The sequence below is a fragment of the Martinezella rhizogenes genome (genome assembly GCF_000799715.1).
In the GTDB taxonomy this organism is placed as follows: domain Bacteria; phylum Pseudomonadota; class Alphaproteobacteria; order Rhizobiales; family Rhizobiaceae; genus Rhizobium; species Rhizobium rhizogenes_C.
This window is the reverse complement of record NZ_JUHG01000011.1, coordinates 860,337-873,330: the sequence shown is the minus strand read 5'-3', so window position 1 is coordinate 873,330 and position 12,994 is coordinate 860,337. Positions and strand designations below refer to the sequence as shown.

Genomic DNA, 12,994 nt, shown 5'->3' with positions numbered 1-12,994 from the left:
GGAGAGGGTGGCCGATAGAGGCGGTTTCTCTGCGATCAGCGCGCGTTACGGCGCTCTGACTTTTCTGAATTTCAAAAGATGCGCTCGTTCATCCGAACGGTGATGCTTAATCATTTCAAAGGGCTGAAGCAATGGCCTCTTCCGATTTCTCCGCCTCCGTCGCTGCCTGGGCCGAAAATGCCAAGCAGCGGATGGAGGATGTGGTCCAGACGTCTACCCGGCTGCTGGCCGAAGCTGTCATCGAACGAACCCCGGATGCCAGCGGCGCGTTGGTGAATTCGTTTCAGGTTTCCGGCTCCGCAATGCCGGTCATGCGGGCCGGCGCTTCCGGCGAGGATGCAGAGGCGGTCAACCCGGCAAGCCTCAGCGTGCCGCTCGGCGGCATGATCTATATGGGCTTTACCGAGCCCTATGCGGCCGAGGTCGAATATGGCCGTGATGGCCGGGCGGGGCACGGCATGGTGCGCCGCGCCGCGCAGGAATGGCGCAACATTGTCGGTCAGGCCGTTCGCGAGACGGACTGACCGCTCAAGACTTTCAACATCACAGATATGGGTGACGCATGGCGACGGCAACGGACGCAATCATTCTGGCTGCGCTGCTGGACCATCTGGCGGCGCTGACCTTTACCCCGCCGCTGCCGGTGGCGCAGCCCGGCATTACTTTTCCGCCCGCAGGGGAAAGTAAGCCGGATAACTATCTGGCTGTCAGCTTTCTGCCCGCCCAGCCGCGGCAGGTCACGCTGGGCGACGATCCGCAGCAGAAGCGCGGGCTTTTGCAAATCTCGGTCTATTGGAAGGCCGGCGGCGGGCTGATCAAGCCGCTCGATGCCGCCGGCCTGGTGATCGACCATTTCAACAACATGACGCTGTTTGCCTCTGGCGTGAAGATCACGATCAGCGGCGAGCCGTGGGCCGCAGGCCCGATCCAAGAGGATGACCGGGTGCAAATACCGGTCACCGTTCCCTACACCGCCTTTGAACCGGAGAAATGATCCATGGCGAATAAAAGCACGAAGAAGGGCTCCAAGGTCTACGTATGCGAGACCGCCCAGAATACCGACCTGACGGCCAGCGCCTATGCCGCGCTGACCTGGGTGCAGGTCGGCAAGGTCGGCAATATCGGCGATTTCGGCTCCGATTCCACCATCAACAACTACAATACGCTGGACGAGCCGGTGCAGCAGAAGCAGAAGGGCGTCTCCAATGCGGGCGACCCGGAGCTTGAAGTTGCCTCCATCGCCGACGATGCCGGCCAGATCATTCTGCGCACCTTCGGCGATCCGCTGAACATCAACAACATCGCGATCAAGGTCGAGCGCAACGATGCGCCGCAGGGCAAGACCAACACGGTCTTCTATTCGCGCGGCGTCGTTTCCGGCCCGCTCTATCCCGGCGGCGGCTCGGACGATTTCGATCTGGAGAAGTTCAAGATCGGCCTCAACCAGCTGCCGATCCGCGTCGATCCCGTCACAGCGCCGTAACCGCGATCTCGCGAAGCCTCGCGCGCGCTCAGCCGGGCGCGCGGCCATCCCCATAGCCAACCGATAAGGTGTTTCCTTGGATATCTCCAATCTCGTCAATTCCGAAGATCTCTTCGAACTGCAGCTCCTGCACCCGGCCAGCGAAGAGCCGCTCGGCATCTCCTTCATGATCCGCTCGGCGGAGAGCAACGAGGTGAAGAAGATCGTCCGCCAGCACAGCGACCGCTTCCTCGCCAGCCGCAAGAAGAAGCTGACCACCAGCAAGGTCGAGGCCGAATATCTCGACAAGGCCGCCGCCTCCATCGCGTCGTGGAATTGGGGCGAGCAGCAGTGGAAGGGCGAGCAGCCCGTGCTCTCCTTCGACAAGGCCCGCGAAGTCGTCGAGGAAGCCGGCTGGATCTATGATCAGGTGGCCGCCGCCTCGGAGGACCGCGCAAATTTTATGAGGAGCTTGCCGAAGGCCTCGCCGCAGCCGTAGGCATCGTCGCGCGCTATGATTGCGTGCGCGACAAGAACGGCGAGACCCGGCGCGAGCGCAACGAGGCTTTCGAGCTGGTGAGCCCGGAAGCCGAGATGCCCGAGGCCGGATATGCGCTCTGGGACTGGTTCTGGGACCTGCGCACGTCGCAGGCTCCCGGCTTTTCCGGCCCAGCGCCGCTGTTAAACCAGGAAATGCTTGCCTGGCTGCAACTGACCGGCAACCTTCTGCGCCGCGAGGAGATCGCGGTGCTGAAGGCGATGGATGGGCGCTATTGCCAGGCGGTGGATGAGGAGGCGGAGGCGATCAGGGCGCGAGAGGCGGGGTAGTACGAGTTCTGACAACGAAAGCGAAACAACAAGCGTTGTTACCGCAGAAAGGAATCTAAAGCTGCATTGAGTTTCTCAAGTCGTCCCTTTAGCAAAACCTTACATTCATCAACTGAAATGTTAGGGTTTTGATAACTTGAGTTCTTTTGGAATTCGCCTTCCCATTTTGCCAGAACTTTTTGAGTGAGGTCTGCATTCTTTGAAAATTTCAGCATCGTAGTTTCCACTGTGCTACGCGCTTTCAAGTATATGTCAACGCCCGCAACGTTTCGGCATAGGTAGGTGCCACTTAAATTGTCATAGAGGGCTTTAATCAGCACGTCCGCGCGAGCATCGCTATTTTTGGTACTGCCGGCAAAAGCGCTATCGCCTATAAGGCATAGGCATATAAGTGCAACAACTCCGCGCATTGCTCATCCTAATTTCAACCGAAGTCGATGCTAAAGCGACGTGGGAAGAAATACAAGTGCTGCGCGAATTTGCATTACAATGACGGTGCACTCTTTTTCTATGCGACGCATGCTGTCCCACGGGTTGATATAAACAATCTTAGATATCGGTACTCAGCCGAAGACACGACGAAGCGTGTCGCGAATCCAGCCAGCATAAGGGGCGATTGGCTCCAATTTTCTCCGCCCTTCTTTCAACGTCAGAGGAGAGTCATGGCTGAAATCCCGAACTATCTGAGAATAGGTCGTGGTATCGGCCGGAAGAATGGAAACTCCTCCCACTGATATTTCGGAAATGTTGCCATCGGTGGAAAAATATTGGCAAGTAATCGCCGTCGTAGCCTTTTCAGCTTTCGTGTCTAACACGCTGAAATTTATGGTCGTGGTATAGAGCACCGGCTTCATCGAGCCATTATCAAACTCCTTCTGATAAAAACTTTGTATATCAGGAAAGCCTTTGTACTCTTGTTCTAGATCGGCTCTGGTTCCCCGCCTTTGGCCGAGAAAGAATCTGTTGCGCTCATAGGTGGATGGCGCCGCTAGATACCCTTTGAGACGTGCTTCGCAAGCCTTAACAATCGGCGGATCAAAGACGCCAAAGCTGTAGAGAAACAGCAACGCGGCAAGCACTGCAATCACGCTGGAAATGAGCTTCATCAAAACTCCCGCAAATAGCTTAGCCGTAGTCTCTCGCATGAAATCAAAAGGTGGTCCAGTGACAGAAATCGCAACTCTAGGCATTAAAGTTGATAGCGGTGACATCAAAACGGCAAGTAACGATGTAAGAGATTTTGTTGTTGCGGTAGGTCAGGCGAAAAAAGTATCCGGCGTGGCTGGTCGTGCACTAAAAGCGATGGGCAACGAAGCAAAAGGTGCGACGGGCTCTCTCGCTAGAGTTGGTGGCACCATTGGCAAGTTGAATGGCAGTATTCGATCGTCCCCCATCAAATTGTCGAGCGCTCTGATCGCCTTGAACGTGAAGTCAAGCGATGGTGGTGGAAATATACAGCCTGTGGGCAGTAAGTCGCAATCCGCTCCAAATGGAGAATCCTCTTATCTCAGATCACCTGAGATGAAATACTATCTTGAGAACCGACCTGACGAGGGAAAAAACCTATCGGACATGGCGTTACGCGCTGGAAGTCAAATGATAAAAAGCGGTAGCAGTCTGGTTCCGGGTATCCGAGGGTTCTTTGCAGACATCCTTTTTAATTCCGCAGCGGACAAAATTGATCAAAATTTACCATCAAAACTCTTTAAAAATTCAAAAGAATACATCGCTGACAAAGCGAAAATGACCAAAACGGTACAAGGGCTTCCTCTGGCCGTAACTCCAGCGATGAAAGCCGATTATGAAAATAGTCAGACTGAAGACGGCGTAGTGAAAGCGTTGGAGACTTATAAAAAGCTATCCGATCTTTCACTGAAAACAGTGCGCGATACGTTCAATTCAGTGAGCGTTGCTGCCGAAATGCAGTTCGGCACGGATTCATTTGTCGGGGGAGGGCACTTCGCTGATCTCGAGAAGCAATACAACGAAATTAAGCCGCTAATCATGTCGGGAAAAGCAACGAGAGAGCAATACCAATCATTTGGGAATAGCTTGGCCGAAAATGCTGCGAAGAATCCGCAGTTTGTAAACCTTCAGACTTTTTCCCAGCTTTTTAAGGAGGCCATGCCCAGCTTGGTCCTGAATTCGGATTTATACCGAGGCTATGCTGCCATGGATGAGAAGGTCAACAAAAACGTTGACGCGACGTCCGCTGCAATAAACGCCAAAATAAAGTCTGAGCAAAATGGAATTGCCTCCGCTCGACCAACTGAACAGCAATCCAGGCTTTCTCAAATGGAAACTCTCGCTGAAACATTCTTTCCAGCGCTCTCATCTTTCGCTCGCTTAGGTCCTCTTGCGATTGAAGCTGCATCGAAGCAGCCCGTCGCGAACAGTATTGGCGTTCAAAACAGCCAAAAAGACGAGGCCCAGAGCACTCAGCAAGGCATGGACGCTCTTACGAGATCTTCCAAAGCCAACACCGAGCAAACAAAACTCGGAACTCAAGCCTCCGCTGAATCCGCTGCCGCGACAGAAAATGTGAAAACAAAGGTCGTCACACTGAAGCAAAGCCAGGACGATCTTCAGAAGAGCTGCGCCGTGCAATTGGCGCAAATGCCGCAATTGACCAAGGCGGCCAACTAGCAGGCTGATGCCTATCGGCGCGTTGCTGAGGCGCAGGCGCTGCAGAAGCTCTCGGGCGATATCCAGTTTCAGCAGGAGCAGATGGGCCGTTCGACCGTCGATCAGACGGTTGCTTCGACACAGAAGCAATATGGCCTACCCGTCGACATGAATTCGGCCTCGGCCAATATCATCCGCTACAATGAACAGTTGAAATATGCCCGCGAGCTTGCCGGCGATTTCGCCTCGACGCTGGTCAGCGGTTTGCGCAATGGCGAGGGCCTCTGGAAATCCCTGGGGAAGGCGGCGATTTCCGTGCTCACCAAGATTTCCGACAGGTTGCTGAACGATGTGCTCAACAGTCTGTTCAAGGTCAACAGTGCCGCCGCAGGCGGTGGGCTGTTCGGTGGCGGCGGGATTCTTGGCGGGCTCTTCGGCGGTGGCGGCGGGCTGGATCTTGGCATCCTTGCGCGGTCGCCGCAGGCGGCGAGCGCTATAGCGAGCGGTTCGGCCGGGTTGTTTGCAGATGGCGGCTACACCGGCCCCGGCGGTGTCCATGATCCCGTCGGTGTCGTGCATGCCGGCGAGGTCGTCTGGAGCCAGAAGGATGTTTCGCGTGCCGGCGGCGTCGGCGTGGTCGAGGCGATGCGGCTTGGCCGGCGCGGTTATGCCGATGGCGGTGCGGTCGGCGAGGGCTGGCCGCAATTTGCCAGGGTTCGGCCGGATGCATCCGTTCCCACCCAGCGCCTCAAGGCCGGCAATCAGAACGATGCCTCCGGCTCCGGTTCCGGGGCGCACGTCACTGTCGGCGTTTCCGTCGATGAGGACGGCAATCTGAAGGCCTATGTGAAAAACGTCGCCCAGAGCGAGGCGCAGACTTCGACGCGGCAGGGGCTGAATGACTATAATCAGCAGCTTCCCGATCGCGTCGCCCAGATCAACCGTAATCCCCGGAGGCGATGATGGCTGTTTCCTATCCCTATAGCCTGCCGGCCCTTGCCGATCTCCTGAAGATCTCGAGCGTCGTCTGGGACATCCAGCGCAATGACGAGCTTTCCGGTTCCGGCGATGGCCGGGTCTGGCAGGCGGAGCTGGCGCCGCCGCTCTGGACCGGCACGGTGACGCTGGCCGACATGTACAATGCGGAGGCGAAACAGATCGCCGCCCGCATCCGCAAACTTCACGGCGCCCAGGAGGCGCTGTTTCTTTATGATCCGCTGTCGAAATATCCGCAGGCCGATCCTGATGGAACGAAGCTCGGGGCCGCCAGCGTCAGCATCGCGGTACTCGGCGCCGACAATGCCTCGCTCAGTCTCCAGGGCCTGCCGGCAAGCTATAGGCTCACCGTCGGCGACAAGATGCAGATCGGCTATGGCGGCCGTTATGCCTTTCTCGAAGTGTCGGAGACGGTGGTGGCGAACGGCGCGGGCACGACCCCGGTCTTCGGCGTCTTTCCGCATCTGCCGGCCGGTTTTTCCATTGGTCTGGGCGTGGTGCTGCTGCTCCCGGCCTGCAAATGCATCATCATGCCGGGCAGCCACAACCCCGGCACGGCAAGCGGCCTGATCACCACGGAAGCTACCTTCAAGATCGTTCAGAAGAAATAGCCAATGAAAAATATCACCTCCGCTTTTTTCGCGGCGCTGACCGGCGCGCGCGACCGGGGACTCGTGCCCCGTCGTTTTGTCTGGATCAAGGGCAAGAGCTTCGATACCGGCGTCATCAACCCGATCGGCCTCTGGACCGGCGACGACGATATCAACATCACCGTCGTCTCCGGCATCACTGGATTGCCGGAGGCGCGGACCTATTATGGCGGCCTCAATCTGCAGGTGAGCCCGATCGCGCGCACCGCCGATCTGACGATCCAGACGGTGACGATCACCATCGGTCAGATCGCCGCGGTGGCGCAGCAGCTGGTGCGCGGCTACGATCTGCGCCTGGCGCCGGTGGAAATCCACGACATGGCTTTCGACACTGTCACCCGCCAGCCGAGCGCCGCCCCGGAAATCGCCTTTCTCGGCATTACCGACGGCGCGCCGATCAAGACGCCGGCGGTCGGGCAGGACGGTAATGTCGAGATATCGGCAATCTCCGCCGCCATCGCCATGCTGGAGCGCACCAATCCGGCCAAATCCTCCTATGAGGGCCAGAAGCGCCGCAGCGGCGACGAGTTCGGCCTCTATTCCAGCACCGTCGCCAATTGGCAGATCCCATGGGGGCAGAAGTGATTGATGATCTTGTCAGGGTCAAGAACTGGCGCGCCTGTTTCGTCGCCGAGATCGACCGGCTGAAGCGCACGCCTTTTGCCTGGGGCAGCCATGATTGCGGGCCGGGGCTGGCGGGCAATCTGGTCATGGCGATCACCGGCGTCGATTGCGCCGCGCAGTTTCGCGGCGAATATTCGACCGCCGCCGGCGCGCTGAAGACCATGAAGGCGGCGGGCTTCGACAATCTCGGCGATCTCGTCGCCACCATGCTGCCGGAGATCCATCCGAGCGAGGCCTACATCGGCGATATCGCCGCCATCCCTCACGAAGGCCCCTTCGGCTATGCGCTTGGCGTCGTCAATGGCGAGCGTGTCTTCGTGCTGCGCGAAACCGGCCTCGGCACGGTCGACCTGCTCGATGCCACCAGGGTCTTCAAGGTCGGCTGAGCCGGCATAGGCGCTGCAATCTTCTCGTCACCCGTTGATGACATGCCGCTGCCGGCTCCCCGGCGACGCACCCTTTCCCATGCGCCATTCGAGGTCGCCCGGTCCATGAAAATTCTCATCCTGATTCTGAACGTCCTTGGCTTTTGGCTGATTGCGGATGCCGCGCATGCCGACCCAATCAGCTTGGCGGTAAGTGCGATTTCGGGATTCTTCGGCTCGATCAGTATCGGCAAGCTGATCCTGACGGTCGCCCTGAATGTCGGCCTGTCGTTGATCGAAAAGGCATTGGCGAAGAAGGAGCAGCCGCAACAAGCTGGCGCCAAGCTCGAGATCAGCATGGGCGACGACCATCCCATGTCCTTCGTCATCGGCAGCTACGCCACCGCCGGCCGGCGCAAATATGCCGGTTCCTGGGGCGATGACGGCAAGACGCCGAACGCCTATTTCACCGATGTCATCGAGATCGGCAGCCTGTCCAACCATGCCGGCGAGCGCGGCCTCGCCAGCGTCTGGATTGACGATCAGGAGGTCGGCGTTCTCTGGGAGGAGCCGCATCCCGACGGGCGCGGTTATCCAGTCGCGCAATACCGTGTCGGCAGCAAGGACTATCTCTGGATCAGGTTCCTCGACGGCACGCAGTCGGGTCCTGATGCCTTCCTGACGGCAAAATTCGGAGCCGAGCCGGACCGTCCTTGGAAGCCGACCATGATCGGCCTCGGCTGCCAGGTCGTCATCCTCACTGCCCGTTACAATACCGATCTCTTTTCCGGTATCCCCGCCGGCCTCTATCAACCGCATCCTGTCCCGCTCTATGACATCCGCAGGGACTCGTCTGCCGGCGGCAATGGCGCGCATCGTTGGGACAACCGCGCCACCTGGGAGCCCACCAGCAATCCCGCAACGATGGTCTACAATTTGGCGCGGGGCGTCTATCATGGCTCCGAATGGGTCTATGGCGGCCAGAACATCGCCGCTTTCTCCCTGCCGGCTGCAAACTGGATGGCCGCGGCAAATGCTTGTGATGCAGCGGTAACGCTCGACGACGGCAGCAGGGAACCGGCTTTCCGTGCCGGCTATGAGGTCCAGTGCGACCAACAGCCGCTCGATGTTATTTCAGAGCTCCTGAAAGGCTGCAACGGCCGCATGGCCGAGGTCGGCGGCGTCTTCAAGATGCTGATTAGCACGCCCGGAGGCGCCGTTTATTCTTTCTCAGACGATGATATCGTCGTGACGGAGGAGCAGGATTTCCAGCCTTTTCCGTCGCTCTCGGATACTTACAACGCGATCGAGGCGACCTATCCGGAGCCCAGCGAAAAATGGGCGACGAAGGATGCACCCGGCCGTTACAATGCCGATCTGGAAACCCAGGATGGCGATCGCCGCCTGCCGGCGCAGATACAGTTTCCGGCCGTGCCCTTTGCCAACCAGGTGCAGCGCGTCGGCCTGGCGATGATCCAGGACTACCGGCGCTTCCGCGTGCACCAGATATCGCTGCCGCCGGATGCCTATCCGCTGGAGCCGAACGACGTCGTCTCCTGGACCTCAGCACGCAACGGCTATGCGGAAAAGAAATTCCTGGTCGTGAAGGTCGAGCCACAGGCGAACTTCCTGACCGTCGTTACGCTGAAGGAAGTCGATCCCGCCGATTATGATTGGCATAGCGGCTTGCAATTGCCCACCGCCATCGGCTGGATCGGCCCGATCACGCCGCCGTCGCAGCCGATGGTCGGCTGGACCGTTGAACCGGGAACCGTGAAGGATGCCAGCGGCATCGACCGGCGTCCGGCCATCAAGATCAGTTGCGCGCCGGACATGGACGATGTCGAGCGGGTCTGGGTGCAAGTCCGGCTGAAGGAAACCGGCGACGTCGTTTTCGACAGCGACAGCACGCGCTATGCGTCACCATTCTCCTGGTTGATTTCTGGCCAATGGACGCTGCCGAACACGGACTATGAGGCGCGAGGTCGCTACATCCCGAGAACAAACCGGGCCACTGACTGGTCGGCCTGGCTAGCGGTCAAGACACCGAATGTGTTGATCGCCAGCGGGGACGTTCTCGACGACGCGATCACTGCGTCGAAGATTGCCGACGCAGCCGTGACGGCTGAAAAGATCATGAACGAGGCCGTCACGAACCTGAAGCTTGCAGATGCGGCCGTTACGACGGCGAAGTTGCAGGTTGCTGCGGTGACAGCCGAGGTGCTGGCGAATAGCGCCGTGATCTCGTCGAAGCTTGCCGATGGCGCGGTAACGGCGGCAAAGCTTGCAGCCGAGGCCATTGATGCCACCAAGTTTGCATCAAGCATCAAGCCCGTCGAAATCGTCTCGGTCTTGCCGACCACCGGCAATGTCGAAGGGCGGCAGGTATATCTCACGACGGACGGCAAGCTCTACCGCTACCACAACAATGCCTGGACGGCGGCAGTCGCTGCGACTGACATCAATGGCATCCTAGCCGATGCGCAGATCCAGAGCGTTGCTGCCGCCAAGGTCACTGGCCAGATGACCGATGCGCAGATTGCCGCCGTCGCCGCCGCCAAGGTGACGGGCACGCTGGTCTCCTCGCAGATCGCCGATAGCGCGATCACCAACAGCAAGCTTGCCGCCCTTGCAGTGGATGCCGCCAAGCTTGCCGACAGCGCCATTACCACGACGAAGATTGCGGACAATGCGATCTCGACGCCAAAGCTTCAGGCAAACAGCGTCGTTGCCGTCAACATCGCCGCCCAAGCTGTCACCGCACGCAGCCTTGTTCTTCAGGATTGGGAAAATCTGATCCCCGACAATCAAATACAGGCGTCAGCGGCATGGCCGACCCTTGCGAGCTGCGTGATCAATCCAGCGACGGCACAGGCATTCACCAGCAAGGGGTCGATTGATTACACATACGCAGCCGGGGCAGGATACCTGACGATCGGTGTCGGATCACCCTTCGCGATTGTTTCCGGCCAGCAGTATTTTGCCTCCGTGCAGGTCGCGCGGACATCGGGCACCCAAATGGGCTTCTGGGTCCGCGCTCACTGGCTTGACGCAAATGGCGCACTGCTTAGCCCCGACACCTATGCCACGATCGGCGCAGCCACGGGGGCCGCGAACACGGTTGCTGGTGTCCAAACCTTCTCAGCGACGATCACGCCGCCCGCCACGGCTTTCGGCGCTCGCGTGCAGATTTACGTCCAGCGTGATCTGACGGATGGGAATATCTCGTTCGGCGGCTTGAGCTGGCTGCGCCGGGCGACAGCGAACCTTCTGGTTGATGGTTCCGTCATTGCTGGCAAGATTGCCGCCGATGCAGTGACCGCCGCCGCCATCGCCACCGGCGCGGTGACGGCGGATGCCATTGCGGCTAACGCGGTGACTGCTGTCGCAATCAATGCGGGGTCGATCACGACGGCCAAGATCGCAGCCGGTGCGATCACGACCAACACGATCGCGGCTGGCGCGGTGACCGCGAACGAGCTTGCCGTCAACGCCATCACTGCCGGCAAGATTGCCGCCAACGCAGTGACGGCCGGCACCATCGCGGCCGGTGCTGTCTCGGCCACGCAGATTGCCGCCAGCGCGATCACATCGGATAAGCTCGCCTCCAATTCGGTCACCACCGACGCTCTCGCTGTCGGCTCTGGCAAGAACCTCCTGCAGAATGCCAACTTCGCGGCCGGTATGGACTGCTGGGCCTATGGATCGAACGGAGCCGTCCCCGGCCTGTCCGTCAGAATTCGGACCACTACTGAGAACTATGCGGGGAAGAACAACCCAACTTTGATGGTCTATCAGGGGAGCGGTCCGACCTCGGGTGGCTACTATACGGATGTCCGCTGGTTTCGGCCGGATGCGGACGCGCTTGCTGTCGATGCGCTCAAATGGGGTGTGTCCTGCACGGCGGGTGAGTGGCTGGAGGTCGCCGCTTATGTCTCGGCCCATCGCTGCATCGCGGATCTCAGGATCGAGTGGCGGGCGGCCGATGGTTCGGTGATCAGCTATACCGCTGTCTCGTCCAACTCCGCAAATTCATCGGACGCGGCCAATCCCGACAATTGGCCACGCCTTCGGACAGTGGGTGCCGCTCCGGCGGGTGCTGTTTGCGCCGCCATCCATATGCGCAAGCGCGACACCAATGCCGGCCAGACGGACAGCTATATGTTCATCAACAAGCCGATGCTCTGCCGCATCCCGACCGGGGCAACGGAGCCGACGCCCTGGAGCAGCGGCGATATCGTCCTGATTACCAACGGCGGCATTGTTGCGAGCGCGGTGACCGCCGATAAGATTGCTGCAAATGCTGTCACTGCCGGCAAGATAGTAGCCAGCGCGGTAACAGCCGGAACGATCGCGGCGGGCGCGGTGACCGCTGCGACGATCGCGGCCGGCACGATCACCGGTGACAAGCTCGCCGCAAACACCATCGGTGCGAACCAGATCGCGGCCAACGCGATTACGGCCAAGAGCCTCATCCTGACCGACTTCAGCAATCTAGCAGATAACGGATGGTCTCAAGGTAATCTCGACGGATGGACTACCTCCGGGGTCACCAGCTGGGCTAACGACCCCAACCAGGGCGACGCGTCCGGATGGCGGTTGATTTCGAACGCCGTGTTCGGCGCCGTTTCGAACTTCTTTCCAGTGCAGCCAGGTCAGCAATATGCATTTGAAGTCTGGGCGATAAACAACGATCCGGATTACAATATTGCCGTCTACGCCGTCTGCAAGGGATCTATTTCAGATACGCAAACGTTCGTGATGGCGGCGTCCACGGCAACAAAAGGTTCATGGGTGCTTTTGCGGGGAAAGGTGACCATTCCTACCGGGCAAACGCGGTGTGCCATGGCCTTGCAAATTGGTCGCCCCTCGACCGGCGGAGCAGGTGCTGTTTGGTCAAGGCCAGCAATGCGCAAGGCGGTAAGCGCCGAACTGATCGTTGATGGTGCGGTTACTGCCAACGCGATCGCGGCGAATGCCATCACGGCGGGTATGATACAGGCGGGTGCGATCAGCACCGACAAGCTTACCGTTGGCGGCGTGACCTATAATAACATAGCGCAAGGCTCGGTTGGGCGATCATTTTCGAGGGGTTTTAGCGCAAGCTCAATCGGCGCTTGGACTGATATTACCTCGTGGACGATCGACAACGCCAATCCTTCTGCGGTCACGACGAACTTTTCGGTGACCTTATCTACCAACGGCGGTGGCAGCAGCAGCGGGAACACTGGGTATGTCCGGCTATTCAACGTCACTGAAAACCGGGTCGTTTGGCAAGTCAGCGTCTTTGCCGCATCCGGTTCCACCAACACAAACAGCGGGAATTACCTCGTTCAGATCGAGGACGCGCCGGCTTCGCCGCGCACGTCGACCTACGTCATTCAAGGCTATTCAATCACAACCTGTTCTGGTTCGGTCTACCAGACATGGAGCTATCGTTAAGG

Annotated in this window: 13 protein-coding genes; 11 read left to right on the top strand and 2 right to left on the bottom strand. The window is 59.0% G+C overall.

What is annotated here, in order from left to right; genetic code table 11:
* Positions 1-131: 131 nt before the first annotated feature.
* From EX00_RS08110 to EX00_RS08090, 5 genes are all read left to right on the top strand, one after another.
* Positions 132-524 carry a hypothetical protein gene (locus EX00_RS08110; protein WP_047455853.1) on the top strand — a complete coding sequence of 131 codons (393 nt, stop codon included), beginning with the start codon at positions 132-134 and terminating at the stop codon, positions 522-524.
* Positions 525-562: 38 nt separating this feature from the next.
* On the top strand, positions 563-994 hold the full coding sequence (locus EX00_RS08105) for a phage tail terminator-like protein (RefSeq protein ID WP_047455851.1): 432 nt from the start codon (positions 563-565) through the stop codon (positions 992-994).
* 3 nt (positions 995-997) lie between these two features.
* Positions 998-1,483: a hypothetical protein gene (locus tag EX00_RS08100; RefSeq protein ID WP_047455850.1), complete on the top strand. Its 486-nt coding sequence runs from the start codon at positions 998-1,000 to the stop codon at positions 1,481-1,483.
* A gap of 76 nt (positions 1,484-1,559) precedes the next feature.
* The gene (locus tag EX00_RS08095; RefSeq protein ID WP_047455848.1) at positions 1,560-1,961 is read left to right on the top strand and encodes a hypothetical protein; all 402 of its coding nucleotides are present in this window, start codon (positions 1,560-1,562) and stop codon (positions 1,959-1,961) included.
* Between the two features lie 23 nt (positions 1,962-1,984).
* Complete coding sequence (locus tag EX00_RS08090) at positions 1,985-2,290, top strand: phage tail assembly chaperone (RefSeq protein ID WP_047455846.1); 306 nt, start codon at positions 1,985-1,987, stop codon at positions 2,288-2,290.
* Between the two features lie 38 nt (positions 2,291-2,328).
* Here EX00_RS08090 and EX00_RS08085 read toward each other — a convergent pair whose 3' ends face one another.
* Both EX00_RS08085 and EX00_RS08080 read right to left on the bottom strand, forming a co-directional pair.
* Positions 2,329-2,700 carry a hypothetical protein gene (locus EX00_RS08085; RefSeq protein WP_047455842.1) on the bottom strand — a complete coding sequence of 124 codons (372 nt, stop codon included), beginning with the start codon at positions 2,698-2,700 and terminating at the stop codon, positions 2,329-2,331.
* 153 nt (positions 2,701-2,853) lie between these two features.
* Positions 2,854-3,396 (bottom strand): hypothetical protein, encoded by a 543-nt coding sequence (locus EX00_RS08080; protein ID WP_047455840.1) that lies wholly within the window; start codon positions 3,394-3,396, stop codon positions 2,854-2,856.
* A gap of 58 nt (positions 3,397-3,454) precedes the next feature.
* On the opposite strand from EX00_RS08080, the gene EX00_RS08075 reads away from it, so the two are divergent.
* The 6 genes from EX00_RS08075 (at position 3,455) to EX00_RS08050 (ending at position 12,992) form a co-directional block, all read left to right on the top strand.
* A complete protein-coding gene (locus EX00_RS08075) occupies positions 3,455-4,936 on the top strand; it encodes a hypothetical protein (RefSeq protein ID WP_155294028.1) in 1,482 nt (493 codons plus the stop codon).
* Positions 4,937-5,017: 81 nt separating this feature from the next.
* The gene (locus EX00_RS08070) at positions 5,018-5,878 is read left to right on the top strand and encodes a hypothetical protein (RefSeq protein WP_047455835.1); all 861 of its coding nucleotides are present in this window, start codon (positions 5,018-5,020) and stop codon (positions 5,876-5,878) included.
* Complete coding sequence (locus EX00_RS08065) at positions 5,878-6,522, top strand: hypothetical protein (RefSeq protein WP_047455833.1); 645 nt, start codon at positions 5,878-5,880, stop codon at positions 6,520-6,522. The genes EX00_RS08070 and EX00_RS08065 overlap by 1 nt, the downstream gene beginning before the upstream one ends.
* 3 nt (positions 6,523-6,525) lie before the next feature.
* Positions 6,526-7,146, top strand: coding sequence for a hypothetical protein (locus EX00_RS08060; RefSeq protein WP_047455831.1), 621 nt, complete (start codon positions 6,526-6,528; stop codon positions 7,144-7,146).
* A complete protein-coding gene (locus tag EX00_RS08055) occupies positions 7,143-7,571 on the top strand; it encodes a DUF6950 family protein (RefSeq protein WP_155294027.1) in 429 nt (142 codons plus the stop codon). Before EX00_RS08060 ends, EX00_RS08055 begins: the two co-directional genes overlap by 4 nt.
* 105 nt (positions 7,572-7,676) lie before the next feature.
* A complete protein-coding gene (locus tag EX00_RS08050; protein ID WP_052210687.1) occupies positions 7,677-12,992 on the top strand; it encodes a phage tail protein in 5,316 nt (1,771 codons plus the stop codon).
* Positions 12,993-12,994: the final 2 nt, after the last annotated feature.